At 71.9% G+C, this 24,376-nt stretch carries 23 protein-coding genes and 1 pseudogene; 6 read left to right on the top strand and 18 right to left on the bottom strand.

What is annotated here, in order from left to right:
* Positions 1 to 83 precede the first annotated feature (83 nt).
* Positions 84 to 659 (bottom strand): sigma-70 family RNA polymerase sigma factor, encoded by a 576-nt coding sequence (locus ACOTKD_RS32285; RefSeq protein WP_424892543.1) that lies wholly within the window; start codon positions 657 to 659, stop codon positions 84 to 86.
* Between the two features lie 61 nt (positions 660 to 720).
* On the opposite strand from ACOTKD_RS32285, the gene ACOTKD_RS32280 reads away from it, so the two are divergent.
* On the top strand, positions 721 to 897 hold the full coding sequence (locus tag ACOTKD_RS32280) for a zf-HC2 domain-containing protein (protein ID WP_424892542.1): 177 nt from the start codon (positions 721 to 723) through the stop codon (positions 895 to 897).
* A 187-nt stretch (positions 898 to 1,084) separates the two neighbouring features.
* Here the strand turns inward: ACOTKD_RS32280 and ACOTKD_RS32275 are convergent, their stop codons facing one another.
* Both ACOTKD_RS32275 and ACOTKD_RS32270 read right to left on the bottom strand, forming a co-directional pair.
* Positions 1,085 to 1,876: a hypothetical protein gene (locus ACOTKD_RS32275; RefSeq protein WP_424892541.1), complete on the bottom strand. Its 792-nt coding sequence runs from the start codon at positions 1,874 to 1,876 to the stop codon at positions 1,085 to 1,087.
* A gap of 274 nt (positions 1,877 to 2,150) precedes the next feature.
* Positions 2,151 to 2,555 (bottom strand): holin, encoded by a 405-nt coding sequence (locus tag ACOTKD_RS32270; protein WP_424892540.1) that lies wholly within the window; start codon positions 2,553 to 2,555, stop codon positions 2,151 to 2,153.
* Between the two features lie 125 nt (positions 2,556 to 2,680).
* Between ACOTKD_RS32270 and ACOTKD_RS32265 the strand changes: the two are divergent.
* The 3 genes and pseudogenes from ACOTKD_RS32265 to ACOTKD_RS32255 all read left to right on the top strand — a co-directional run.
* Positions 2,681 to 3,907 (top strand): annotated as a pseudogene (locus ACOTKD_RS32265) (GAF domain-containing protein); the annotation flags it as partial.
* 172 nt (positions 3,908 to 4,079) lie between these two features.
* Positions 4,080 to 5,603, top strand: a complete 1,524-nt coding sequence (exaC, locus tag ACOTKD_RS32260; RefSeq protein ID WP_424892539.1) for an acetaldehyde dehydrogenase ExaC — start codon at positions 4,080 to 4,082, stop codon at positions 5,601 to 5,603.
* 191 nt (positions 5,604 to 5,794) lie between these two features.
* A complete protein-coding gene (locus ACOTKD_RS32255; RefSeq protein ID WP_424892538.1) occupies positions 5,795 to 6,196 on the top strand; it encodes a hypothetical protein in 402 nt (133 codons plus the stop codon).
* A 115-nt stretch (positions 6,197 to 6,311) separates the two neighbouring features.
* Here ACOTKD_RS32255 and ACOTKD_RS32250 read toward each other — a convergent pair whose 3' ends face one another.
* A complete protein-coding gene (locus ACOTKD_RS32250) occupies positions 6,312 to 6,719 on the bottom strand; it encodes a hypothetical protein (RefSeq protein WP_424892537.1) in 408 nt (135 codons plus the stop codon).
* Positions 6,720 to 7,083: 364 nt separating this feature from the next.
* Here ACOTKD_RS32250 and ACOTKD_RS32245 point away from each other — a divergent pair, with 364 nt between their 5' ends.
* Together ACOTKD_RS32245 and ACOTKD_RS32240 are read left to right on the top strand one after the other, a co-directional pair.
* Positions 7,084 to 7,530: a hypothetical protein gene (locus ACOTKD_RS32245; RefSeq protein WP_424892536.1), complete on the top strand. Its 447-nt coding sequence runs from the start codon at positions 7,084 to 7,086 to the stop codon at positions 7,528 to 7,530.
* 34 nt (positions 7,531 to 7,564) lie between these two features.
* A complete protein-coding gene (locus ACOTKD_RS32240) occupies positions 7,565 to 8,602 on the top strand; it encodes a hypothetical protein (RefSeq protein WP_424892535.1) in 1,038 nt (345 codons plus the stop codon).
* 327 nt (positions 8,603 to 8,929) lie between these two features.
* Here the strand turns inward: ACOTKD_RS32240 and ACOTKD_RS32235 are convergent, their stop codons facing one another.
* The 14 genes from ACOTKD_RS32235 to ACOTKD_RS32170 all read right to left on the bottom strand — a co-directional run bounded on the left by ACOTKD_RS32235 (position 8,930) and on the right by ACOTKD_RS32170 (position 24,005).
* On the bottom strand, positions 8,930 to 10,186 hold the full coding sequence (locus ACOTKD_RS32235; RefSeq protein ID WP_424892534.1) for a hypothetical protein: 1,257 nt from the start codon (positions 10,184 to 10,186) through the stop codon (positions 8,930 to 8,932).
* Between the two features lie 5 nt (positions 10,187 to 10,191).
* A complete protein-coding gene (locus tag ACOTKD_RS32230) occupies positions 10,192 to 11,691 on the bottom strand; it encodes an MFS transporter (RefSeq protein ID WP_424892533.1) in 1,500 nt (499 codons plus the stop codon).
* Positions 11,688 to 12,515 carry a methyltransferase domain-containing protein gene (locus ACOTKD_RS32225; RefSeq protein ID WP_424892532.1) on the bottom strand — a complete coding sequence of 276 codons (828 nt, stop codon included), beginning with the start codon at positions 12,513 to 12,515 and terminating at the stop codon, positions 11,688 to 11,690. Before ACOTKD_RS32225 ends, ACOTKD_RS32230 begins: the two co-directional genes overlap by 4 nt.
* Positions 12,512 to 13,963 carry an amidase gene (locus ACOTKD_RS32220; RefSeq protein WP_424892604.1) on the bottom strand — a complete coding sequence of 484 codons (1,452 nt, stop codon included), beginning with the start codon at positions 13,961 to 13,963 and terminating at the stop codon, positions 12,512 to 12,514. Before ACOTKD_RS32220 ends, ACOTKD_RS32225 begins: the two co-directional genes overlap by 4 nt.
* A 1-nt stretch (position 13,964) precedes the next feature.
* A complete protein-coding gene (locus ACOTKD_RS32215) occupies positions 13,965 to 14,243 on the bottom strand; it encodes a hypothetical protein (protein WP_424892531.1) in 279 nt (92 codons plus the stop codon).
* A complete protein-coding gene (locus tag ACOTKD_RS32210) occupies positions 14,233 to 15,741 on the bottom strand; it encodes an aminopeptidase P family protein (RefSeq protein ID WP_424892530.1) in 1,509 nt (502 codons plus the stop codon). Before ACOTKD_RS32210 ends, ACOTKD_RS32215 begins: the two co-directional genes overlap by 11 nt.
* Positions 15,742 to 15,776: 35 nt before the next feature.
* Positions 15,777 to 16,769 (bottom strand): ornithine cyclodeaminase family protein, encoded by a 993-nt coding sequence (locus tag ACOTKD_RS32205; protein WP_424892529.1) that lies wholly within the window; start codon positions 16,767 to 16,769, stop codon positions 15,777 to 15,779.
* Complete coding sequence (locus ACOTKD_RS32200) at positions 16,766 to 18,031, bottom strand: aminotransferase class I/II-fold pyridoxal phosphate-dependent enzyme (RefSeq protein ID WP_424892528.1); 1,266 nt, start codon at positions 18,029 to 18,031, stop codon at positions 16,766 to 16,768. The genes ACOTKD_RS32205 and ACOTKD_RS32200 overlap by 4 nt, the downstream gene beginning before the upstream one ends.
* The gene (locus ACOTKD_RS32195; RefSeq protein WP_424892527.1) at positions 18,028 to 18,987 is read right to left on the bottom strand and encodes an alpha/beta hydrolase; all 960 of its coding nucleotides are present in this window, start codon (positions 18,985 to 18,987) and stop codon (positions 18,028 to 18,030) included. The genes ACOTKD_RS32200 and ACOTKD_RS32195 overlap by 4 nt, the downstream gene beginning before the upstream one ends.
* A gap of 8 nt (positions 18,988 to 18,995) precedes the next feature.
* The gene (locus ACOTKD_RS32190) at positions 18,996 to 19,925 is read right to left on the bottom strand and encodes a hypothetical protein (RefSeq protein WP_424892526.1); all 930 of its coding nucleotides are present in this window, start codon (positions 19,923 to 19,925) and stop codon (positions 18,996 to 18,998) included.
* Positions 19,926 to 19,986: 61 nt separating this feature from the next.
* On the bottom strand, positions 19,987 to 20,835 hold the full coding sequence (locus tag ACOTKD_RS32185; protein WP_424892525.1) for an HpcH/HpaI aldolase/citrate lyase family protein: 849 nt from the start codon (positions 20,833 to 20,835) through the stop codon (positions 19,987 to 19,989).
* Positions 20,832 to 21,785 carry an isopenicillin N synthase family dioxygenase gene (locus tag ACOTKD_RS32180; protein ID WP_424892524.1) on the bottom strand — a complete coding sequence of 318 codons (954 nt, stop codon included), beginning with the start codon at positions 21,783 to 21,785 and terminating at the stop codon, positions 20,832 to 20,834. Before ACOTKD_RS32180 ends, ACOTKD_RS32185 begins: the two co-directional genes overlap by 4 nt.
* Positions 21,786 to 21,798: 13 nt before the next feature.
* Positions 21,799 to 22,332, bottom strand: a complete 534-nt coding sequence (locus ACOTKD_RS32175; protein WP_424892523.1) for a MaoC family dehydratase — start codon at positions 22,330 to 22,332, stop codon at positions 21,799 to 21,801.
* Positions 22,329 to 24,005, bottom strand: a complete 1,677-nt coding sequence (locus ACOTKD_RS32170) for a 2-isopropylmalate synthase (protein ID WP_424892522.1) — start codon at positions 24,003 to 24,005, stop codon at positions 22,329 to 22,331. The genes ACOTKD_RS32175 and ACOTKD_RS32170 overlap by 4 nt, the downstream gene beginning before the upstream one ends.
* Positions 24,006 to 24,376 lie beyond the last annotated feature (371 nt).

Raw genomic sequence — 24,376 nt, 5'->3', positions numbered from 1 at the left:
CGAGAGTCCGAGCGGCGAGAGTCCGGCGGAATGCGCGGCTTCCGCAACCAGTGCGTTCCGTTCGCGCCGTCCGCCGGAAGGGCCTACGCCGCGACCGGTACGCGCACCGCGTCCCGCTCCGCCGTCTCCAGCTGGCAGATCAGCGACTCGCGGGCCCGCGCGACACGCGACCGCACGGTGCCGACGGGGCAGCCCGCGACGACGGCCGCCTCCGCGTAGGGCAGGCCCAGCATCTGGGTGAGTACGAACGCCTCGCGACGCTCGTACGGGAGCCGGTCCAGCAGCTGCGACAGCGCCACGCCCTCGTCGAAGCCGGGCAGCTGCGCCGTCTGGGCGCGCTCGGCCGCCGACTGCCAGTCGTCGGTGTCCGACACACGCGGGCGCGCCGCGTTGAAGCGCAGCCGGTCGACCACCGTGCGGCGGGCGATCGTCAGCAGCCACGTACGGGCCGACGAACGGCCCTCGAAGCGGGGCAGCGAGCGCAGGGCCCGCAGGTACGTCTCCTGGACGAGGTCGTCCGCGCCCTGCGGGTCGTTGCTGAGCCGTGCGACGTAGCGGCGCACGTCGTTCTGCGTGGCCCGGATGAAGCGCTCGACGGCTTCGCCGTCACCGCCGCGGGCGGCCAGCGCCCAGGCGGTCACCGTCTCGTCGTCACGCACGGCGGCCTCCCGCACGGGGGGTGCCGCACGGGGCAAAAGCGGCACCGGGGACGATGGCGGGGTGCATTGCAGTGAGTTCCGTACCGCCCTGTCCGCCCGCGTCGACGGCGAGGACCTGCCGCCGGGGGTGAGCGGCGCGGCCCTCGACGCGCACCTGCTGGGCTGCGCCGAGTGCCGTGCGTGGGGCGATCGGGCACGCCGGCTGAGACTTCTCGCGGCGCGGTTCGACCTGGGCTGAGGGGGCCGGGAGGGCCGAGGGGGCAGCGGCGGCCGAAGCGGCCGTGGGGGTGGCGGGAGCGGTGTGCCGGCGTGGCACGCCTCCCGTACGGGCAGGGGTCATCGCCCTGTGTCCTTCCTGGGATCCGGGCAGCCCGGTGAGCGGGGCGGGCCCGGTGACGTGATGTGGTGCCGGAGGTCGCCGTCGGTCAGCTGACGGCGACGCGGGCCGGCGGACCACGTCGGGAGAGGACATGCGCGTACAGCAGCTGCCGCAGGCGCTGCGCGGCGCGGCTCCGGCCGGCGCGGACGCGCGGCGGTCCGGAGGGCGCGGGTACGGTGCCGAGGACGACGAGGAGCGGGACGAAGAGGCTGCTGCGGACGGTGCGGGCGACCCGGAAGGCTGCCTGTTCGCCACCGGCGAGCCACATCCCGCAGACGACGGCGACGAGGACGTGCGCGGACCACATGCCGAGGGCGCCGTGGCCGGCGTGCATGGACATGGAGTGGCCGGCCATGCCGCTCATGGAGGCCATGGCGCCGTGCTCCATGCCCATGGACATGGAGTGACCCATGCCCATGCCCATGCCCGTGGCCATGGCGTTGCCGGCCATGTCACCCGCGGAGGTCATGTCGCCCATGGAAGTCATGTCACCCATGGAGGTCATGGCACGGTGATCCACGGGCATGCCCGGGTCCAGTCCCAGCCGGGCGGCCCGGGCCGTGTTCACGGCGACGTTCTGCGCGAGGGCGAAGAAGAAGTGCAGGCCGGTCTGGGCGCCGACGGTGGCGAGCGTGATCAGCAGCGGTCCGCGCTCGCGGCCCGCGAGGAACCACGCTCCGCTGCCCGTGCCGCACAGCGCGACGGCGACGGCCCACCACGGGACCGTCGTGCCGGACATGACCGCGTGGCCCAGGGCAGCGAGCAGCACACAGACCGCTGCGAACACCGCGGCTCGCAGCGCTCGCGGTCCCTGTTCCGGCTGCGGCCCTGCTCTCATGACGTGGACATCGTTGCACCCGCGCCGCGCGGCGCGACGGCGGGGTGCGCACTGACGCCCGTACGACCCCCCGCACGGGCGCACGGGCCCGCCCCGTACCGTCCGCCCGGCGGTACGAGGCGGGTGGGTCGCCGGCTCGGGGGAAGGACCGACGGCCCGGGGTCCCGTCGCTCCATTGGGACTCGCGGAACCAAGTCAAGCGCGGTGCGGGCGGGCGCGGGAGCGTGTGTGCGGGGGCGATCGCGGGTGCGCGGTTCACACCCCGTGTGAACGATCAGCCTCCGGTCGTGCCGGCGGAGCTGTCCGTGGCCTTCGTGGCCTCGCTCGTCTTGGCGGCCTCTGCCGTCTTGGCGGCCTCCGTCGCCTTGGCGGCCTCTGCCGTCTTGGCGGCCTCTGCCGTCTTGGCGGCCTCTGCCGTCTTGCGGGGCTTGCGGCTGCGGCCGCGACCGCCGCCCGGCAGCCAGGCCGCGCTGCCCTTGTCGCCGAAGCGGGTGCCTATCGCGCCCTTGATCACCGAGAGGGCGGCGGGCAGGGCGGCGACGGCCGCGGCCTTGAGGGCGGAGACGTCGGTGAGGTCGAACCCGTCGGCGAGGAGGAGACCGAGGAAGGTAGTGATGTAGGCGGCGGCGGTGCGCTCGAGGATGTCGAGCAGGATTTTCTGCGCTTTCGCTTTCTGCATGACTGTTTCTTCGTCTCTTCCGTTCGTGTCCGATGGGTAAGGGAAGCGTCGTGGCGGCGCGGCCCGCGCCGCAAGCCCCGGAACCGCACGTGAGGAGGGACCAGGTGGCCGATTCCCGGCCGGCGATGGGCTCCGGCGACGACCCTGCCGAGCGCAGCCGTACGGTCCGCGGCGCGCACGAGGAGTTCGTGACCACGGGCACGGTGGGAGCGGGCGTCCGCCCGGTGGTCGCCGGCTCGTGGCGGCGCTCGGCGGCCGCGCTGCCTGCGGCCGACTTCCTCGCGCCCGTCGAGCTGGACGGCGCGGAGCTGGAGGAGTACCGCCGGTCGCACCCGCTGGCCTCCGTCATGCCGCTCTTCAGGGAGCTGCTCGGCACGATCGCCGACGACGGGGCGCACCTGCTCGCGGTCTGCGACGCGTACGGCCGGATGCTGTGGGTCGAGGGGCACCGGGGCGTACGGAGCCGGGCCGAGGCCATGAACTTCGTCGCCGGTGCCCGCTGGGACGAGCGGCACGCGGGCACGAACGCGCCCGGCACGGCCCTCGCCCTCGACCACGCGGTGCAGATCTTCGCCGCCGAGCACTACAACCGCGCGGTCCAGCCGTGGACGTGCGCGGCGGCGCCCGTGCACGACCCGCGGACCGGGCGGCTGCTGGGCGCGGTGGACCTCACCGGCGGCGACCAGCTCGCCGCTCCGCACAGCCTGGCGCTGGTCCGGGCGACCGCGCTGGCGGCCGAGGCGAGACTGGCGGCCGGCGCCGGGCAGGGACCGTTGCTTTCGGCCCTCGGCCGTGACGAGGCGGTCCTGGCGACGGCGGACGGCCGCCGGGTGCACCTGGGCCGGCGGCACAGCGAGATCCTCGTCCTGCTGGCCGCCCATCCGGAGGGGCTGACCGGGGATCAGCTGGCGACGGCGCTGTACGGGGAGCGCCCCGTGCCGCCGGTGACGCTGCGCGCCGAGCTGTCGCGGCTGCGGCGGCTGGTGGGACCGCTGCTCGGCTCGCGCCCGTACCGGCTGTGCGCGCCTGTCGAGACGGACGTCTCGCGGGTGGAGCGGGAGCTGGCGGCGGGCGACGTGCGCGGGGCGCTCCGCTCGTACGACGGGCCGCTGCTGCCCTCCTCCGAGGCGCCGGGGGTGTGCCGGGTGCGGCGGGTGGTGGAGGGGCGGCTGCGACGGGCGGTCCTGAGCTGCGGGGACGCGTGGGCGCTGCAGCTGTGGGCGGACAGCGCGTGGGGCGAGGAGGACCTGGAGGTGTGGGAGAGGCTGCTGGCGGCGCTGCCGGTGAGTGCGCCGCAGCGGGGCGGGGTGGCGGCGGAGGCGCGGAGGTTACGGGAGACGTACGCGGCGGGAGGGCCAGGGGGGGCAGAGGCGGCCGGGGACGCGTCCGGGCGAGGCAACGTTCGCGCAACGTCCCGGGTTCTAGCGTCCTGCCGGTCACTGTCCGCGCCGAGAGCGGACGGCGACGAACCGCACCAGCGAACCGGAACCGAACCGGAAACCGGAAGGGAAGGCGACCGTCTCCATGCCTCGCTATGCCAGCCCCGGCTCCCCCGACGCGGTGGTCTCGTACCGCCCGCGCTACGACCACTGGATCGGCGGCGAATACGTACCGCCCAAGCAGGGCGGCTACTTCGAGAACCCGACGCCGGTGACCGGGCAGCCCTTCACCGAGATCGCCCGGGGCACCGCCGAGGACGTCGAACGCGCCCTGGACGCGGCGCACGCGGCGGCCCCGGCCTGGGGCCGCACCCCCGTGGCCGAGCGGGCCGCCGTGCTGAACCGCATCGCCGACCGCATGGAACAGCACCTGGAGGCGCTCGCGGTCGCCGAGTCCTGGGAGAACGGCAAGCCCGTCCGCGAGACCCTCGCCGCCGACATCCCGCTCGCGATCGACCACTTCCGCTACTTCGCGGGCGCGATCCGCGCCCAGGAGGGCGGCCTGTCGGAGATCGACGCGGACACGGTCGCGTACCACTTCCACGAGCCGCTGGGCGTGGTCGCCCAGATCATCCCGTGGAACTTCCCGATCCTGATGGCGGCGTGGAAGCTCGCGCCGGCCCTCGCGGCGGGCAACGCGGTGGTGCTGAAGCCGGCCGAGCAGACTCCGGCCTCGATCCACGTCTGGCTGGACCTGGTGGCCGATCTCATCCCCCCGGGCGTGGTCAACATCGTCAACGGCTTCGGCGCCGAGGCGGGCAAGCCCCTGGCGTCGAGCCCCCGCGTGGCCAAGATCGCCTTCACCGGGGAGACGACCACGGGCCGCCTGATCATGCAGTACGCCTCGGAGAACCTGAAGCCGGTCACCCTCGAACTCGGCGGCAAGAGCCCGAACATCTTCTTCGACGACGTCTCCGCCGCGGACGACGACTTCCTGGACAAGGCCCTCGAAGGCTTCGCCATGTTCGCCCTCAACCAGGGCGAGGTCTGCACCTGCCCGTCCCGGGCCCTGATCCAGCAGGGCCACTACGCGCCGTTCGTGGAAGCCGCCGTCGCCCGTACCGAACAGATCGTCGCGGGCCACCCCCTGGACACCGCCACGATGATCGGCGCCCAGGCCTCCAACGACCAGCTGGAGAAGATCCTCTCCTACCTCGACATCGGCCGCCGGGAAGGCGCCCGCACCCTCACCGGCGGCCACCGCGCCGACCTCGGCGGCGAACTGGCCGGCGGCTACTACGTCCAGCCCACGATCCTCGAAGGCCGCAACGACATGCGCGTCTTCCAGGAGGAGATCTTCGGCCCGGTAGTGGCGGTCACGCCCTTCGCCGACTTCGACGACGCGATCTCGATCGCCAACGACACGCTCTACGGCCTGGGCGCCGGCGTCTGGACCCGCAACGGCACCACGGCCTACCGCACCGGCCGCGCCATCCAGGCCGGCCGCGTCTGGACCAACTGCTACCACGCCTACCCGGCCCACGCCGCCTTCGGCGGCTACAAACAGTCAGGCATAGGCCGCGAGACCCACAAAATGATGCTGGACCACTACCAGCAGACGAAGAATCTCCTCGTGAGCTACTCCCCGAAGAAGCTGGGCTTCTTCTAGCGGCATAAGAAAGGCGCCTGAACCGGTCATTTGCACATCAGGCGCCTTTCTCCGAGTCTCCATATCCGGTCACCGGAGATACAGCGGGCAACGTCTGCGTGACGACACGTCAGCTCTCTCTGAATTGGCGTCAACAACCCTTTCTCCTCTAGACTTTACTCGCACACCAGCAAAGAGGAGAGGCGCCGTCCATGGGCACCAAATTCATTGAGGTAGACGAAACCCACAAGGGTCAGCCCGGCGTGGAAGAAGGGGTGAAGACGATCGAGGTCGGTGGTCAGACGATCACGACGCCGATTTTCGTTCAGCGGATCGATTTCGATGACCTCGCGCCCGAGGTGACCGACAATCTCACCACGGTCAAGTTCGCCGTGACGGTGACCGAGGAAATGGAGGACCTGACGGGGGAGGTGGATGAGGACGGCTCCCCGGTGACGGAGATCAGGGAAATCCAGGTGCCCAAGTGGCTCGAGATCGACCTGGGGTCCGAGTCCCTGAAGCAGTACGAGGAGGTCATGGCGCCCTTCTTCGCTGCCGCCCGCGAGACCGAGGCGCCGGCCATTCCCGCGCCCCGCAAGCGCCGGAAGAAGTGATCCCGCGGCCCCTCTCCTGTCGCCAGGAGAGGGGCTCCGTCATATCCCCCGGGGCTCGCGCCGCCGGGGGGCCATCGGCTGGGCGTCCTGCGGGGCGCCCAGCCGATGCGGTGTTTTACCAGCTGCCGCCCCACACGGCCCGCGTCCCGGCGGGGCAGGTCAGGCGGAAGTCCCACTGGCCCGAGAAGACCTGCGGGAACAGGTGGCGGCCGTCCGTGCAGTCCACGTACACGTGGTACGAGGTGCCGTTGCACGTCATGTAGAAGTTGCGGCCGCCGTCCGTGCGGCCGTTCCAGCAGTTCGCGGCCAGCTCGCGTTCGGTGGAGCTCGATGCGCGCTGGACCGGGGTGTCCGTCGCCGACGACGCCAGTCCGGCGGTGCTGGTCTTGCTCTGTCCGTCGGTACTGGTCGCCTGGGCTTCGGCGATGTTAGGCACCGGGTCGGCGCCGGCTGGTGCGGCGAGGCCGGCGACCGCCGTGACGGCGATCGCTGCGGCAGCTGCGGCGTTCCTCAGGAACGTCACGTTCTCCTCCGAGTGGTGGCTGTTGACGTGGTACGGGGGGTTCCCCGACCTTTCGGTGACATCGTGGATGATTGCCGCCTCTAGGGGGAGTTGGTCCAGTTTGGGGGGCGCGCGGAGAGAAACGTCCCCAACTGGGCAGGAGCGGGCGCGCCGTTGGGGCGCGCTCCTGCGAAGGAGTGGTCAGCGTCGTTGAGTTGCCCATCCGGGTGAGGGAACGGAGGCCGGGTCCCCGGCCCCAGGGGCCGGAGCAGCTCATTTGACGGGGCCTTAACGGGATTTCGGCCGCTGTGACGGCTACGTCACATACCCCTCGGCCCCACGTTGGTAGCGTGCTTGGGGGCGTATCTATCACTTGGGGGTATGGATGTCGTTCGAGGAGGAATGGGGACGGCTTGTCGCCGAAGCCAAGGCCGAGCACGCCCCGCGCATGCGGCTCGACGGTGCGGGTGGCGGCGCCGGCGGTGGAGGGAAGGGGAAGCTCCACGTGACGGCCGCGTTGCTGCGCGATCGTGCGGACAAGGCGGAGAACAAGGCGGCCAAGGAATTCCGGGAAGCGCACAAGGACGCGGTGTCGAAGACGTCCGACGCTTCGGGGTCGTTGACGGGGTTCGCTTCCAGCGGGGCGTTCGGCGACTTCGCCGATTCCTGGAAGAAGGGGGCCGCTTACGTGGCGGGGCAGATCGGCGGGGAAGGGCTGGCGAAGGCCCTGCGGGCGGCCGCCGACTCGTTCGGGCACACGGACAAGCAGGTGAAGAAGGACCTGCAGGACGCCCGCTCCGCTTACAAGTACAAGCCCGGCGACATCATCTGAGTACGAGTACGAGTACGGGGGGAACCACCGCACCATGTCCTTGAGCTACCGGGACCTCAGGCACGTGAATCTGGAGAAGCTCTCCTCCGCAGTGGGCGCCTGGGGGAAACTGCCCGAACGCGTCCATGGCGCGGGCGAGACCTTCCGCACCCAGGTCGCCAAAGGGCTGCAGGAGTCGGACTGGCAGGGGGAATCGGCACAGGCCGCGTCCACGGCCATCACGGGCCTGTCCTTCCAGCTGGCCAATGCGGAGCAGGAAGCGCACAGCGTCCACGACTTCCTCAACAACTGCCTGGAGTCGTTCCGTTCCGCGAAGAAGGCGCTCGACGACATCGCCACGGAACTGGCCGGCCACGAGCACCTGACCCTGAACGCGGACGACGGTTCCGTCCGCGTGGACACCGGGAAGGTGAAGCCGGAGGACCTGGAGCACCTCCGCAAGGCCTACGAGCCCTCCATCAGGTCCTACAAGGAGCGGACGCGCCAGGCCGTCGAAGACGCCCGGGAGACCGACGAGACGCTGAGCTGGGCGCTGCGGAGCATGAAGCAGAGCTACGACATCGGCTTTCTGCCCACCGCTCCGACCAGCCTCGCGGACGCCCGGCAGATGCGGCGGGAGGAGGGCCGGGAGAGCGACAAGAAGATCTCGCTCAAGCTGCTCTCCGACCAGGAGATCGCGTACAAGATGGAGCACGCGTCGGACGGCAAGTTCGGCAACGGCACGATCAAGCCCGCCGCCGAGTTCCTCGGCTACCGGTCCTGGATGAACAGTGCCGACAGCATCCAGAAGCGGGACTGGGAGAGCGCGAAGACGTATTTCATCGGAGGCACGCCGGCCTACGCGGCGGGCATGGAGGCGTGGCTGATGGAGACCTCCGGCGGCGGAGGGCGGCACCGCAAGCCCACGATGATGAACAAGGCCGGAAAGTTCGGCGGCAAGGTCTTCGGATTCCCCGCCGCCGTCGTCGCCACCGGCCTGGACTTCTACTACACCCCCGCCATGCACGCCTCCGAGCGCCCTGATGCGAAGATCATGGCGCCGAAGGATCCCGGGCGAGTGCACTGGAAGTGAGGCACAGATCGATGCGGCAACGAAACGCTCCGGCCGGCGGGCCGGGTGGCAATCCACCCGTTTCCCACGTGCTCTTCGGGAACCACCGGACCCTCATCATGGGGATCCTGGGCACGATGGCCGGGGTCGTGGGCTCCGTCGGGGGGATTTCCGCCGGAGCCGGAGTACTCGAAATCCTCGGCTTCGCCGGGATCGGGATCCTCGGCCTGGCCCTCGCCGTGGGCTACGTCGTGGTCGCTTCCCGGGCGGGCGCTACCCGGGCAGGTGCTTCCCGGGCGGGCGCTTCCAAGAAGCCGCCCCGGTCACGTCCGTGACGAAGCCCCTCGGCTACACCACGAACGCCCACGTCATCCCCGCGCTGCGCGAACCGTTCACCACCGGTGAGTCCGCTGCGCCCCGCACCACCAGCCCGCTCGTCCGGTCCCCGTAGAGGTACATCCCGAGGACGAGGTGGTACGGCACCGGGGAGCCGTCCGGGCCCGGCAGGCCGACGGTCGAGGCGTGGACGCGGCGCTGGGCGTACCAGGTGGCGTCGTCGCGGGTGAGCAGGTCGCGCAGTTCGTCCGCGGTGTGCTGGTCACCGGCCAGGACGCCCTTGCCGCCGTAGAGGTAGCTGCGCTTGAACACCAGGCGGTCCTTGTCCGCGACCATCGCGTCGATGTCGCCGGGCCCGACGACGGCGGTGTGCGGCACGTACTGCTCGACGGCCGCCAGCTCCTCCGCGGTGAGCAGGTGGTGGTGGGCCGGGTCGCAGAGGAGGGCGAACCAGCGGCGGTGCATCTTCAGTTCGGCCTCGAACATGCAGGAGAGCGTGGCCCCGCAGGCCCGCAGCCGGGCCAGGAACGCGCCGTTGTCCGTGGTGTCGTCGAACGTGACGAGGCGGTGGACCAGGGTGCGGCCGGCCTCGGCGGGCTCCAGCCACTGTGCGGGGTAGGTGAGTTCGTCGTGGTACGCGAGCTCGATGTCGGCCGCCAGGAGGCGGACGTACTGCTGGAGCAGCAGGTGCTGCCCGTACCCCTGCGCCCGGTGCCCCGGCGTGTCGAGGACGACGATGCGGGTGAGGCCGGCGCGCCGGCACTCCGCCACGTACTGCAGGGCGAGCTGCCGGAACGGGGAGATGCCGGTCACCGGCCGGCCGAGGACCTCGGCGTGCAGGTGGGCGGCGTGGTAGGCCTCTCCCCCGCCGACGCCGGAGAAGTGGTTGAGCTCGCAGAACCAGTAGCCGGTGTCGGTGGGGATGATGTCGGCGCGCAGCATGCGCAGTCCGGACGAGGGCAGCGCCGGCCAGTCGACGTGGGCCGCCATCTCCGGCCGGACCTCGAACATGGCCACGAGCTCGTCGGCGGTCAGGGTGGCGCAGAGGTGGGCGAGCACCTTGTCCTGGGCGTCCGCCAGCAGGCGGGTGGCCCGCTCCAGGGCCGCGTGCTCCGCCGCGGCGATGCGGAAGTGGCAGGGCAGCATGGGGACCTTCATGCCCACGTCGCTCAGGAGCTGATTGCCCGCCTGCGCCGCGAGCGCGCGTTCCGGCGATCGGCGTACGTCGTACTGCCCGGCGAGGAACGCCCGGTTGTCTTCAGCGAACACGGAGATCACCCATCGGTGGTGAGGGCCGCGCGCCGTTCCCGGATCCGGCGGAGTGCGTAGCCGGCGACCAGGGAGAGCGCGAGCAGCAGGAGGATCGCGAACGCCACGGCGAACACGTCGTGCAGGGCGAGGCTGCGGCCCGCGTCGTCCGCACCGTCCGGGCCGGTGGCGGCCGCGTGGTAGGCCTCCCGGATCGTCAGGAACGCCGCGCAGCCCGCGGCTCCGACCGATCCGCCCAGGCTGCGCGCCATGTTGAACAGCAGTGAGCCGGATGCCGCCTGATGGGCGCTCAGCGCACGGGTGGCCATCAGGCCGAGCGCGGCGAGCAGCAGGCCGGAGCCGACGGAGCGGCACATCAGCGCGATGACGATCACGACGTAGGGCGGTGAGGAACCGGCGAGGAAGGGCAGCAGCGCGGCCGTCGCGAACATGAGGGCGCCCGTGCAGGACACGAGGTAGGTGTCGATGCGGCGCAGGAGGAGCGGCAGGCCGAGCGCGATGGCGAGCTGCACGGTGCCGCCGTAGAGCGAGACGGTGGCGATGTCGGCGGCGGAGAAGCCGAGCGTGGTCAGGTAGACGGGGATCAGGACGTAGCTGGAGTACACGGCCACGCCGCCGACGACGTTGAACACGCAGCTGGTCAGGAACGGCCGCAGCCGCAGCAGCCGCAGGTCGACGAGCGGGTGGCGGCTCCGCAGCTCCGTCACCACGAACAGGACGGCGGCGACGAGCGCCGCGCCCACGGCGAGGGTCACGACCGCGGAGGAGAACCAACGGCGCTCCTGGCCGGTGTCCAGTGCGTACTGCGTGCAGCCCAGGCCCACCACGGCCGCGGCGACGCCCACGGCGTTCACCTTGCGGCCGAGCGGGGAGGCGTCCGTGCGCATGTGCCGCAGCCCGGGCAGGGCGAGCCACAGCCCGAGCGCGCCGGCCGGCGCGGCCACGCAGTACAGCGCGCGCCAGCTGATCCACTCCCCCAGGGTGATGCACAGGACGGGGGCGAGGACGTACGAGCCGGTGACCAGGATCGAGAACGTCGAGATCGCCTTCGGGTGCTTGTCGCCCGGCAGGAGCACCACGATCGCGTAGTACGCGAACGGCATGATCGCCCCGCTCGCCGCGCCCTGCACGACGCGCGCCACGAGCAGGCTCTCGAAGCTCCACGCGCAGGCGGACAGCAGCGCGCCGGCCACGAACAGGCACACGAGGAGGACGAGATAGGTCCGTGCGGGGAACACCCGGGTGAGGAAGGCGCTCAGCGAGAGGGTGATCAGCTCGGCGGTCGCGTACGCCGAGATCACGAGGGCGCCCTTGGCGAGCGGCTCGCCCATGGTCTCCTGGATGCTGCCCAGCACGGTGCTGGTCATGGCCAGGTCCAGGACGGTCATGGCGGCGGCGATGATGCAGCCGAGGACGGCGCGCCAGGCGAGCGGGGAGGGGCCCGCCCGGTCCCCGGCCGCCGCCGGCCCGCCGAGGGCGGCCCCCGCCGGCTTCGGCTCCGTCACGACCCTCCCTCTGCCCCGGCGGGCTTGCGGCCCCACGCGTACACCGTGATCGAACGGATGTCGGTGAAGCCGGGGTCCGCGCACAGGTCGGTGACCGCGTCGACGTCGGCCTGGGTCAGGAGGCCGGTGCCGACGAGGTACGCGCCCTCCTGCCGGATGTTGGCGGCGGCCAGCGCACCGTAGGGGCCGCGCTCGCCGAGGCGGTTCGCCCGCGTCAGGACCTCGACGTCGCGCAGGCCGGCGCGCGCCAGCTGGGACGGGAGCGTCTGCGCCCACCGGTGCATGTCGGAGCCCTGGGCGGCCCAGCCCGTCTCCAGGGCGCCGAAGAAGCGGCGGACCGGCTCGTGCACCGAGCCCGCCGCCGGCATGAGCAGGGGCTCGCCGAGCGCGAGCCGGCCGCCGGGCTTCAGCCACCGCACGGCCCTGGCGACCAGTTGCTCGCGCTCGGGCAGGTGGCAGAAGGTGAACCGCGAGTGCACCAGGTCGAACGAGCCGGGCGCGAAGTCCAGCTCGCGGATGTCGCCGGTGCGCCATTCGAGGTTGGGGCGGTCGGTGTCGACCAGGTACCGGGTGTCCATGTCGACCGCGAGGACGGAGCCGTCCGGGCACTGGTCGGCGGTCCAGCGCGCGACGGAGCCGGCGCCCGCCCCGATCTCCAGGCACTGCCAGTCGCGGCCGAGCCCGAGCTTTCGCAGCACGGTGCGGGTGTCGGGATCGCCCCACGCCTGGAGCAGCTGCAGCCGCTCGAACTCCTCCGGTGTGTCCTTGCTGAGCGCGCCCGACGCGTAGTCGGTCGCCAGAGCCGCTTCGGTCACAGCACTCATCGGTTCCCCCCGGCGTCGTCGTTGTCCTGCGGTCGCGGACGGCGGTGCCGCTCCCCCAGTTCCGCCTCCAGCACCTCGGCCACGCGGAACACGGTGGCCTCGTCGTGCGCCCGCCCCACGATCTGCAGACCGATGGGCAGCCCGTCCGCGGCGAACCCGATCGGCAGCGACAGCGCGGGATGGCCGGTGACGCTGAAGGGGATCGTCTGCATGTCGTTGGCGAGCTTGGGCGGCGGCCAGTTCTCGGGGAAGTCGCTCCAGCGCGCCGCGGTGGTCTGGCCGCACACGGTCACCAGGACGTCGTGGCGGTCGAACACGGTCTCGTCGAGCCGCCGCTTCAGCCACTGCCGCACGTCCATGGCGCGCAGGTAGTCGGCCGCCGCGATCCCGGCTCCGGGCATGACCCGCTGGTACGTGTAGCGCCCGAACGAGCGCGGCCGGTCGCGCAGGTCGTCCTGGTGGACGGCGAACGCCTCCGCCGCGAAGACGACGCGGCCGCACGCGTTGAACACGTCGTAGGGCGGCAGCGTGACCTCCTCGACCGCCGCGCCGTGGCCGCCGAGCACGCCGAGCGCCCGCTCGATGCCGGTGGTGATCTCCGGCATCGTCAGGGGGTCGTCGGCGTACCAGCCCGGCGAGGTGGCCACGCGCAGCCCGGCGACCCCGCGGCCCAGGGCCGCGGTCCAGTCGTCCACCGGGGCGCCCGCGGTGCGCGGGTCGGCCGGGTCGGCGCCGGCGATCACCTGCAGCGCGGCGGCCGCGTCGGCGACGGTCCAGGTCAGCGGCCCGAAGTGGTCCAGCGTCCGCGACAGGGTCTGGGCGCCGTGGCCGGACACCCGCCCGTACGTCGGCTTGAGGCCGACCGCGCCGCAGTGGAACGCCGGCCCCCGGGTGGAGCCGCTGGTGTCGGAGCCGATGGTGACGCGGGTCAGCCCCGCGGCGACCGCCGCGCCCGAACCCGACGAGGAGCCGCTGGGCACGTGCTCCTCGCTCCACGGGTTGCGGGCGGGCGGGACGGGCAGGTCGAAGCTGGGGCCGCCGACCGCGAACTCGAACGTGGTCAGCTTGCCCAGCCCGACCGCGCCCCCGGCGCGCAGGCGGCGCTCCACCGTGCTGTCCGTGCGGGCCACGTCGTCGGTCCGCAGCCACGAGGCGTTCGTGGTGGGGACCCCTTCCGCGTCGAAGATGTCCTTCAGCGCGTACGGGATCCCGTGCATCGGACCGCGGTCGGTGCCGGCCCGCAGGTCGCGGTCGGCCGCTTCGGCCCGCTCCAGTGCGGTCCGCTCCGTGACGAGGATGAAGGCGTGCAGCGCGGGGTCGAGCCGCGCGATCCGGTCGAGGGCGTGCCGGGTGAGCTCGACCGAGGTGAGCTCACCCGACCGCAGGAGCGCTCCCGCCTCGGGAACGGACAGCTCGTGCAGTGCCGTTGCCTGCCGAGCCGAGGGCATGTCAGGCACCCGGTCTCTCCTCGTCGTTGCCCGTACGGTTGTCCCGGCCGCCCGGCCGGCCGCGGTGGCCGGTGTCCACGCCGCGCAGCAGCACGGTCATCTCCCGCAGCCCCCGGTAGCCGGCCAGGACACCGCCCTTGAGGTCGGCCGGGACGTCGATGCCCAGCCGGCCGGTCAGGGCGTCGAACTCCGCCTCGGCGGCGGACCGCACCGCGGCAGCGGGGTCCACCGCTGCCGCAGGGTCCGCCGCGAGTGCCGCGCCGGCGTCGTCAGTTGCCATCGAGGCCCGGCTCCCGCGGACCCGCCTCGCGCTGGGCGGCGAGCCAGGACTCGACCTCGTGCGACTCGGTCGGCAGCGCCGCGGTCAGCAGGGTGTTGCCCGTGGCGGTGATCAGGACGTCGTCCTCGATCCGCACGCCGATGCCGCGCAGTTCCTCGGGCACCAGCTCGTCGTGCGGCTGCAGGTAGAGGCCGGGCTCCATGGTCAGGACGTGGTTCTCGCGCAGGACGCCGCCGCCGTAGTACTCCGGGCGGGCGTGCCCGCAGTCGTGGACGTCCAGGCCGAGCATGTGCCCGAAGCCGTGCAGCGACCAGCGGCGGTACGCGATCGACGCCGGGTCCATCGCCTCCTCCACGCTGCCCTTGAGGATGCCGAGGCTGCTCAGGCCCTCAGCGAGCACGCGGTTGCAGGTGGCCTGGATCTCGGTGAAGGCGGTGCCGGGGGCCATCTTGGCGAGGCCCGCGGTCCGCGAGGCGTGCACGATGTCGTACACGTCGCGCTGGGCCTTGCTGAACGTGCCGGAGACCGGCAGGACGCGGGTGACGTCCGCGGTGTAGCCGTTGTTGTTCTCGATGCCCATGTCCATGAGCAGGATCTGGCCGGGCTCGACGACGGCGTTGTTGTGCGACCAGTGCAGGATCGTGGAGCGGGGGCCGCCGGCGGCGATGGAGCTGTAGCCGAGGCTGTTGCCGGCGATGCGCGCGCGCCAGGTCATGATGCCCTCGATGTACCGCTCGGGGGTCGGGGCGTCGGGGCGCAGGCGGCGGGCGATGTCCTCGAAGCCGAGGATGGTGGCGTCGACCGCCTCCTGCAGCTGGGCGATCTCCCACTCGTCCTTCTCCAGCCGCAGCTCGGAGAGGACGCTGGCGAGCATGGCGTCGCGCTCGGTGTTCTCGGGCGTGACGGGCAGCGCGCCGCGCTCCATCCCGCCGTCGATGTGCGTGTCGTAGCCGCGCAGGACGCGCACGCGGTCGGAGGTCGCCAGCGACGCGAGCACCGCGGGCAGTTCGCCCAGAGGGCGCGTGGCGATGCCGAGGATGGCGGACTTCTCCTGCGGGGAGAGGCGCCGGCCGTGCCAGATCTCGCCGTCCATCCGGTCCAGGTAGTCGGCGCCGGCCGTGTGGTTCAGGCGGGGCTGTACGTAGAGGACGGCGTCGTGGCCGGTGGCCGTCGCGTGCATGACCAGGACGGCGTGCGGCTCCTGATCGCCCGTCAGCCACAGGAAGTCGCTGCCGGCCCGGAACTCGAAGGGGGCGCCGAAGGTGCGCGAGCGGTGGCTGCCCGTGGGGATCACGAGGGTGTCGCCCGGGAAGGCCGCGGACAGCTGGTCCCGGCGGCGGGCGAGGTGCTTGACGTGCGGGACCGGGGTGAGGTCGAGGTCCTCCTCCTCGCGCCAGCCGGTCGCCATCAGGTCGAGGAACTTCTGCGGGATCCGCGCGTCGTGGGCGCCCGAGATCTCCTCGCGCCCGATGTTCGCCCGGTTCGCCTTGCTTGCCATGCGATTCCCTCCCTTGGTCGGGGGCGTACCGGCGGTCACGGGGCAGCACCCGTCAGCCGGAAACCCTCGAAGTCGTCGCGCCCTGCCAGATGGGCACAAGTGATCAAATCAAGATACGCGCACCCGGTCGAGGCGAAGATCGTCCCCTGCTGCGCGAACTCCTCGGCGCCCGGGGCGAAGAGGGCGTCGAGCTCGATCGCCCCGGCGTGGCTCTCGCCGGCCTCGGCGAGCGCGGTGCGCAGGTCCTCGACGATCACCACGTTGCTGCGGAGCAGCTCGGCGGACACCTCGCGCGACTCGGTGGTGTGGGCCCCCATGCAGTTGATGTGCACGTGGGCGGGCAGCCCGTCCGGGATCGGCAGCGGGCGGACCGAAGTGGTCGCCGTCGACAGGATGTCGGCGCCCCGGGCGGCCTGCCCGGCCGACCCGGCCACGACCACGTCGGTCTTCCGGCCCGCGGCGGCCGCGGTCTCCTCGATGTCGCGGGCGAAGTCCGCGGCGCGGGCCGGGTCGCGGGACCAGACCCGGACCTCGGCGAGGTCGCGCACCGCGGACACGCCGAGGAACTGCTGGCGGGCCTGGACGCCGGAGCCGATGATGCCCAGGACGCGGCTGTCGGGCGCTGCGCACCGGTCCGTCACCAGGGCCGTCACGGCGGCGCACTTGAGGTTGGTGACGGTGTCGCCGTCCAGGGTGCCGAGGAAGCGACCGGTGGAGGCGGAGAACACGGGCACGACCGAGGTGACGGTCGCGCGGCGGCCCGGCACGGGGGACGACACGATCGTCGCGACCTTGTTGACGTAGAGGTCGTGGTCGGGGGACACGGCGGGCATCGAGATGAACTTCGCGCCCGCCGCGTCCTCGACGGTCTCCCGCGGCGGGACCAGCATCCGGCCGACGGCGCCGCTGCGCAGCGCGTCGCGCATGGCCCCGGCCAGGGACCGCACGAGCGCCGTGGACGGCTCGGGGCCGGCCCCCGGAGCCGCGGTCGCCGCCGTGCGGTCCGCCATCCGCATGCAGTCCGTCATGCGGCCCCGTCCAGCACGTCGTCCAGGACGTCTTCGAGGACGGTGACGAAGTCCTCCGTCATGGCGGTGGTCATGTCGCCGCGGAGCATCAGCCGGACGCCGGCCTGACCGCGCGGCACGACCGGGAAGAACATCGCCGAGCAGTAGTAGCCGCGCCGGTAGAGCTCGGTGGAGAGCCGCACCGCCTTCTCGTTCTCGCCGACCGTGACGAACTTGATGTGCGATCCGGTGCCGCGCACGTCGCGGCCCTTCATGCGCCGGTCGAAGGTGGCGATGTTCTCGGCCAGTTGGCGCTGGCGCACGCCGAGCTCCGGGGAGCGGTGGACGGCGATGCTGCCCAGGGTCGTGCCGATGGCGCCGGTGCGCATCCCCTGGGACCAGCCCATCGGGCCGGAGCGGTAGAGGAAGTCGAAGACGCTGGACGAGCCGAGCATGGCGATGCCGCCGGTGCTGCCGAAGGCCTTGGCGGTCGAGGCGACGATCATGGTGCGTTCGTCGAGCTCGCGGAAGACCGAGCGGGCGTAGCCCTCGCCGTTCGGGCCCTGCGTGGAGAGGGCGTGCGAGTCGTCCAGGTAGACGTACATCCCGTACTTCTCCTGCAGGGACTTGATGCCCTCCAGGTCGGCGAGGCCGCCGGTGGAGTACGCGCCCTCGCACACGTAGGCCACGCGCGGGTACTTCCGGCACACGTCCTCGAGGAACTGCATGTCGTTGTGCGGGCTGGTCAGCACCATCGTCTCGTCGGCGACGACCGGCTTGACGAAGTTCATGGAGAAGTGCGCGAACCGGTCGAACACCATGACCAGCGGCTCGCTGTCGGTGAGGTGTCCCGAGGCCAGCAGCGGCAGCACGGCGGCGCTGGTCACGCCGCAGGAGATCGACGGCAGCACGGGCCCGCCGAACAGGCCGGCGAGCTCCTCCTCCAGGCGGTGCGCGGCCTCCAGGCGGATCCGGAACTCGGCCATGGCCAGCCCCGTGATCTGCTCCTCCCGCAGGGCCGCGACGCCGGCCTCGACGACGGTCGGGTGGCTGTTCAGGCCGAGGTAGGAGCAGGAGGAGAGGTTGAGGAACTCGTGCCCGGTGCGGACGTCGCGCAGCCGGTTCTGGCCGTTCGTGGCGTCGACGCGGATGTCGAGCATCCCGTGGTCCCCCGCGAGCTTCCACGCCGCCTCGCCGGCCGGGACCATGCGCTGGTTGTTCCGGAACCGGTGCGGTCCCATCACCGTCTCGGCCTCCGGGCCGGTCACGGTGCCGTCGCTCATGAGTTTCCCTCGTTCCGTGCGCCCTCGCGGGGCGCCGCCGTGCCGGGCTCGCGCAGGAAGGCGCCCAGGCGCGCGAGCGCCTCGCGGGCCTTGGCCAGGCGCGAGTGGTGCAGGTGCCAGACGTGGACCATGCCCGGCCAGACCTCGATGGAGACCGGGGAGCCGGCGGCGGCGAGCTTGGCGGCGAACCGCTCGGAGTCGCTGTGCAGCATCTCCCGCTCGCCGACCTGGATGAGCACCGGCGGGAAGCCGTGGGGGTCGCCGTAGTGCGGGGAGGCGTACGGGGTCTCGGGGGCGGTTCCGTCGAGGTAGGCCTCGGCGACGTCGTCGACCACCGACCGGGACAGCAGCGGGTCGATGTCCTCCTTCGTCGTGAAGGTCTCCCCCGTGCCGGCCAGGTCCGTCCAGGGCGAGACGACGGCGGCGGCCGCGGGCATCGGCAGCCCGCGGTCCCGGGCGGCGAGCAGGGCCGCGAGCAGCAGGCCGCCGCCGGCGGAGTCGCCGGCCATGACGATCTGCTCCGGCGCCCGCCCCTCGTCCAGCAGGGCCGCGTAGACGGCCACCGCGTCCTCGACGGGCGCCGGGAACTTGTGCTCCGGGGCCCTGCGGTACTGCGGGTGCAGGAACGCGCAGCCGGCGCTGCGCGCGGCCTCGGCGACCATGCTGCCGTGGCTGGTCTGCGAGCCGAACACGTAGCCGCCGCCGTGCAGCCAGATCCCGATCCGCGCGGGGTCGGCGTCCGGCGGGGTCAGCACGTACGCGGGCACGCCGCCCGCCTCGCGCTCGGTGACCCGGACGTCCGCCGCCACCGGGGTGCCCCACTGGTCGTAGAACGTGCGGCCCTCGAAGAGGTCCTCGGGCCACTCGTCGGCGTCCAGCAGGTCGAGCAGCGCCGCCAGTTCGGCCTCGTCGGCGGGGCTCATGGCCGGGGCGTCCGGCCGGTGCAGCAGTGACATGGCGTGCCTCACTTGCCGGACGCGGCGGGGCTCTGGGCCGCGAGGGCGGTGTCCACACCACGGTGGTAGCGGTTGTGGTCCGGGGTGTCCAGGTCCGGCACCTCGACCTTCACCTCGGGGATGTCCAGGCGGTAGTGGCGGTACCAGTTGTTGAGGTTCTCGCCGTCGGTGAACTGCAGCTCGATGTGGCGCAGCGGGCGCTTGCCGGGCTTCGCCGGGTCGGCCAGGCGCGGCGTGGAGCCGGCGTGCGCCAGGCCGCCGTCGACCTCGTTGTTGAGGACGACCATGACCATGTCGTCCTTGAGGTCGACGTCCACGGCGACCGCGTGGCGGGCGAGGACGGCCTCGGTGTGCTCCTGCTTGACCGCGACGTTGTAGCTGTGCGGCATGAGCTCGATCAGGTCGGCCGGGTCGACGCCGTTCTCGCGGCAGTACGCGCGGGTGTCGCAGACGATCGGCAGGCCGCCCTCGATGTTCGTGTTGGGGCCGTAGACGTTGCCGATGAACGTCGTGGCGGAGTCGAAGTGGACGCACTTGGTGGTCAGGAACTCGCGCGACTCGGTGTGGTCCGAGTTGGGCGTGAAGCTGGTGTTCTTGTTGAAGCCGTCCACGTCCATGCTCGCGACCTGGTCGTAGCCCATGGGCAGCGGCGAGTACGGGGTGGGGTCGACCGTCGCGGCGAAGGCGCGGAAGACGGCCTCGAAGTAGTCGCGCGCGGCGGCGGCGTCGGCCTCCTCGTGGATGTCCAGGCCGTGCCGGGCGAGCAGGGTGCTCGCGCCGTGGCAGACGGCCAGGCCGGCGCCGTCGGCGACCAGCTCCACGAGGCGCGCGACGAGCTCGCCGGGGACGCCGGCGAAGCGGCCGTCGGCCAGCTCTACGGGGTAGGCGGAGACGTCGACCATGGCCTGGTTCGCGACGTCCGTCATCGGGGTGCTCACTATGTCCTCCACGGGTGCCGGTCCGGCCGTACGGGGCCGGGGCCGGCGTAGGTTCGGTGGGTCAGCGGATCGGGCGGGCGATGCCGTCGTGCAGCTCGAGCATGCGCCGGGCCCGCAGGACGAAGGGCGGCGCAAGCACCCTGTCCTTGCTGACGGCGAAGCCGCGTTCGTTCGCCTCGTAGTCCTTGATCGTCTGCCGGTAGTCGTCCAGCTCCGCCGCGGGGACGCTGAACGTCTCGACGATCGTGTCGACCTGCTTGGGGTGGATGGCGGCCTTGCCGGTGAAGCCGCACCGCTTCGAGGCCTCGCACTGGGCCCGGACCAGGTCCATGTCCCACAGCTCGAAGGAGTTGGTGTCGATGACCGGCAGGCCGTAGCGGGAGGCGGCCACGCACATCCGGGACCGCGCGTGGGCGAGGTAGGCCTCGTCCTGGGCCCACATCTCCGCGACCAGGTCGGCCTGCCCGAAGCAGAGTCCCTCGCTGGCCGCGGCGATGTCGAAGGCGTTCTCGACGGCGTCCAGCGTCTCGATGAAGCTGCAGATCTCGGGCGGGTCGTCCAGGCGGGACAGCAGCGACCGGTAGATGGCGACGTCGCGGCCGGCGGCGACCTTGGGCACCAGCACCGTCTGCAGGGGCAGGCCGCCGATCCGCCCGCCGAGGGCCAGGATGGTCTGGATGTCGAGCAGGCCGTCGGGGGTCTCGATGCTGTTGACGCGCATGGAGACCCCGGTGAGCCCCGTCCCGGTCAGGTCGACGGTGCCGAGCCGCTCGCGGGCGGTGGGCTTGGCCTCCTTGGGGACGGAGTCCTCCAGGTCGAGCACGAGCGCGATCGAGTCCCGGGGCACGTTCTTGAGGAGGGTGTCCACGCGGGACGCCGGGACGTAGAACAGGCACGGGTCGACCTTCACGAGCGGGCCTCCCGTCCGAAGAGCGCGTCCATCTTCTGCAGCGAGAACGTCTCGTAGCGGATGGGCTCGTACGTCGCGGGGCGCTCCCGGGTGAACTTCGGGAAGGCCTCGATGACCGCGTCGTCGTTGGCCAGCTTGAAGAAGACGATCGACTGGCGCGGGCGGTCCACGAGCCGCACGCGGTGCGGTGTGGAGACGTACTCGTCGTTGGACCAGCGCGCCATCAGGTCGCCGATGTTGACGATGAAGTGGTCGCGCTCGGGGACGTCGACGTCGATCCAGTTGCCGGACAGGTCGCGCAGCTGCAGCCCGGGGCCGTCCTCGGTGAGGAGGGTGATGAGCGTGCCGTCGGTGTGCTCGCCCATGCCCTGGTCGTTGAGGAACTCCCGCTGCACACCCGGGTAGTACTGCGAGCGCAGCGAGTCGTTGGAGCGGTCGGTGCGGGTGGCGAAGAAGTCGCGCGGCAGTTCCAGGGCGATCGTCAGCAGCTCGGTCACCCGCGCGGAGACGGTCTCGCACGCGGCGAAGTAGGCCTTCAGCGCGGCGCGCAGCGCGCTCCCGGACTCGTCGGCGGGGAAGGGCAGGTCCTCGGCGTCGTCGAGGACGAGGCGGCCGACGCTGAACTTCTCGACGTAGTCGGCGGGCATGCCCTGCTTGCCGGTGTAGGCGTAGGCGTTCTCCGACAGCAGCGCGCTGTAGCCGTACGGGCTGTAGTCGTTGTCGCCGCGGGCCGTGCTCGTGCGCATCGGCAGGGCGTCCTTCTCGGCCGCGGGCCGGCCGAAGAAGCCGAGGGAGAGCTCGTAGGCGTCGTCGAAGACCTTCTTGCCGATTCCGTGGCCGCGGACGATGAAGAACCCGACCTCGGTGCAGGCCCGGGAGATCTCGTCGGCGACCTTCTCCTCGTTCCCGTCGAGGGCGTCTTCCAGGTTGATCACCGGTAGGACGGTCATGGCGTCTCCTGTCTCAGGACTGGGGGTCGGGGGCCGGGGTGCCCGCGTGGCGCATGGCCGCCAGGACGGTGCGGTCGAACTCGATGACCTGGACCCCGTCCTGGTTGCGGCCCACGGTGTGGACGGTGACGATGCCCTCGCCGGGCCGGGAGGAGGACGGCCGCTTGCCGGTGATCGTGGTCTCGGCGTAGAGCGTGTCCCCGACGAAGACGGGGGCGCTGAGCCGCACCTTGTCCCAGCCCAGGTTGGCGACGGCCCGCTGGCTGATGGTCTTGACCGTCATGCCGTTCACGATCCCGAACGTCACCAGGCTGGACACGAGCAGCTTCTTGAACTGCGTCCCCGAGGCGTAGACGTCGTCGATGTGGAGCGGGTGCAGGTTGAGGCAGAGCAGCGAGCTCCAGATGTTGTCCGTCGTGGTGATCGTGCGGCCGGGGCGGTGCTCGAAGACGTGGCCGACGACGTAGTCCTCGTAGGCCAGGCCCGTGTCCTCGCGGAACCGGCCGGGCTCCAGCTCGACGTAGGCCGGCAGCGCCGGGTCGCTCATCGGGTTCCTTCCTTGGGCCCGGCCGGCTGCGGCTCGGGCGCGATGTCCTGGGGGCGGGCCCCGCTGCGGTGCAGGGCCGACAACACCGCGTTCGCGGCCGCGCCTTGGGCCGTCCCGCCCAGGCCGACGCCCCACACGGGCCGGTCCTCGACGAGGATCCGGGCGTAGCAGGCGTGCGCGGCGCCCGTCGCGGGCCCGGCGCCGTCGTGGTCCAGCCGGTCCGTCTCGGCGTACACGCCGCGCTCGCGGGCCGCGGCCAGCAGGGCGTCCGCCGCGTCGCCGGGGCCGCTGCCGGTGTCCGCTCCGGGAGCCGTGAAGCCGGCCCAGGCGCCCGGGTCGCAGTACTGGGCGCGGAAGGCGTCCCAGATGCGCTGCGGTTCCAGCTCGGCACCGGTCGCGTTGGTGACCTGCTGGACCGCCGCGGCGAATTCGACGCGCAGCTCGACGGGCAGGTCGAGGCCCCAGCCGCTGCGCAGGACGTAGGCGATGCCGCCCTTGCCCGACTGGCTGTTGACGCGGATGATCGCCTCGTAGCTCCGGCCGATGTCCTGCGGGTCGATCGGCAGGTACGGCACGTCCCACGGCAGTTCCGCGGGCGCGCGGCCGGCCGATGCCGCCTGGTCGCGCAGGTGGGCGAGGCCCTTGGCGATGGCGTCCTGGTGGGTGCCGGAGAAGGCGGTGAAGACGAGGTCGCCCGCGTAGGGGTGGCGGGGCGGGACCGCCATCTCGGTGCACTCCTCGACGGTCCGGCGGACCGCCGGGAGGTCGGAGAGGTCGAGCTGCGGGTCGATGCCGCGGCTGAAGAGGTTCAGCGCGAGGGTGATCAGGTCCACGTTGCCGGTGCGCTCGCCGTTGCCGAAGAGCGTGCCCTCGACGCGGTCGGCGCCGGCGGCCAGCGCGTACTCGGCGGAGGCGACCGCGGTGCCGCGGTCGTTGTGCGGGTGGACCGACAGGATGACCGAGTCCCGCCGGTCGAGGTGGCGGTCCATCCACGCGATCTGGTCGGCGAAGACGTCCGGCGCGTGCATCTCGACGGTGCTCGGCAGGTTCAGCGTCAGCGGCCGTTCCGGGGTCGCGTCGACGATCTCGGCGACGGTGTTCGCGATCTCCAGGGCGAAGCCGGGCTCGGTGACGTTGAACGTCTCGGGCGAGTACTCGAAGCGGATGTCGCCGCCGGCCCGGTCGGCCAGCCGCACCATGCGCTCCGCGCCGTCGCGGGCCAGTTTGATGACCTCGGACGGCGTCATCCGGAAGACGACCTCGCGCCACAGGCACGCCGTGGCGTGGCAGAGGTGGACGACGGCGCGGTCGGCGCCGCGGATCGCCTCGAAGGTGCGGTCGATGGCGTCCGGGCGGGCCGCGGTGAAGACCGAGACGGTGACGTCGTCGGGGATGTGGCCGCCGGTGACGAGGTGGCGGACGAACTCGAACTCCGTTTCCGCTGCGGAGGGATAACCGACCTCGATGTCCTTGAGCCCCAGGCGGACCAGCAGGTCGAACATCTTCCGCTTGCGTTTGCCGTCCATCGGGTTCGCCAGTGCCTGATTGCCGTCCCGCAGGTCGACCGAGCTCCACAACGGCGCCCGGTCGAGCGGCCGGTCGAGCCACGGGCGCGGGGTGCCGGGCCCGGGCAGTTCCTGCGGTGCGGCGCGCCGGTAGCGGTGGACCGGCATTCCGGAAGGCTGCTGGGTATTCCACCAGGGTTGGCCGGCCGACCGGTCGACGGCAGACGACGACGCCCTCATAAATTCCCCCTCGGCGTACCTGTGCGCTGTTCATGAACATGGGAACTCCCGGGCTCTCGTACCACCCGAGCAGACGAACAGAAGGGGAAAGGCCGGGACTCCGGGCCATAGAACGGGCAGCCCGGACCGGCAGAAGAAAAAATTCCCCCGTACAGCGACGGCGGCGAGGCCCCATACCCTGCGCACTATTGCGCCCCGTTGGGGATGAATTCCCTCGCTCCCCAGCGAACGTATCGACAGCGGTTCAGCACTGTCAAGGGATCAGCGGCGCAGTACTTGCACCGTACTTAACACCCCGG

The organism is Streptomyces sp. XH2 (genome assembly GCF_049725035.1).
GTDB lineage: Bacteria > Actinomycetota > Actinomycetes > Streptomycetales > Streptomycetaceae > Streptomyces > Streptomyces roseoverticillatus.
The sequence above is the reverse complement of the archived record's forward strand: the minus strand, read 5'-3'. Positions and strand labels throughout refer to the sequence as shown.

Coding starts and splice junctions, on each gene's coding strand:
- ACOTKD_RS32275 (WP_424892541.1), bottom strand. CDS start 1,876: ATGAGAGCAGGGCCGCAGCCGGAACAGGGACCGCGAGCGCTGCGAGCC.
- ACOTKD_RS32270 (WP_424892540.1), bottom strand. CDS start 2,555: ATGCAGAAAGCGAAAGCGCAGAAAATCCTGCTCGACATCCTCGAGCGC.
- exaC (WP_424892539.1), top strand. CDS start 4,080: ATGCCTCGCTATGCCAGCCCCGGCTCCCCCGACGCGGTGGTCTCGTAC.
- ACOTKD_RS32255 (WP_424892538.1), top strand. CDS start 5,795: ATGGGCACCAAATTCATTGAGGTAGACGAAACCCACAAGGGTCAGCCC.
- ACOTKD_RS32245 (WP_424892536.1), top strand. CDS start 7,084: ATGTCGTTCGAGGAGGAATGGGGACGGCTTGTCGCCGAAGCCAAGGCC.
- ACOTKD_RS32240 (WP_424892535.1), top strand. CDS start 7,565: ATGTCCTTGAGCTACCGGGACCTCAGGCACGTGAATCTGGAGAAGCTC.
- ACOTKD_RS32225 (WP_424892532.1), bottom strand. CDS start 12,515: ATGAGTGCTGTGACCGAAGCGGCTCTGGCGACCGACTACGCGTCGGGC.
- ACOTKD_RS32220 (WP_424892604.1), bottom strand. CDS start 13,963: ATGCCCTCGGCTCGGCAGGCAACGGCACTGCACGAGCTGTCCGTTCCC.
- ACOTKD_RS32215 (WP_424892531.1), bottom strand. CDS start 14,243: ATGGCAACTGACGACGCCGGCGCGGCACTCGCGGCGGACCCTGCGGCA.
- ACOTKD_RS32210 (WP_424892530.1), bottom strand. CDS start 15,741: ATGGCAAGCAAGGCGAACCGGGCGAACATCGGGCGCGAGGAGATCTCG.
- ACOTKD_RS32205 (WP_424892529.1), bottom strand. CDS start 16,769: ATGACGGACTGCATGCGGATGGCGGACCGCACGGCGGCGACCGCGGCT.
- ACOTKD_RS32200 (WP_424892528.1), bottom strand. CDS start 18,031: ATGAGCGACGGCACCGTGACCGGCCCGGAGGCCGAGACGGTGATGGGA.
- ACOTKD_RS32195 (WP_424892527.1), bottom strand. CDS start 18,987: ATGTCACTGCTGCACCGGCCGGACGCCCCGGCCATGAGCCCCGCCGAC.
- ACOTKD_RS32180 (WP_424892524.1), bottom strand. CDS start 21,785: ATGACCGTCCTACCGGTGATCAACCTGGAAGACGCCCTCGACGGGAAC.
- ACOTKD_RS32175 (WP_424892523.1), bottom strand. CDS start 22,332: ATGAGCGACCCGGCGCTGCCGGCCTACGTCGAGCTGGAGCCCGGCCGG.
- ACOTKD_RS32170 (WP_424892522.1), bottom strand. CDS start 24,005: ATGCCGGTCCACCGCTACCGGCGCGCCGCACCGCAGGAACTGCCCGGG.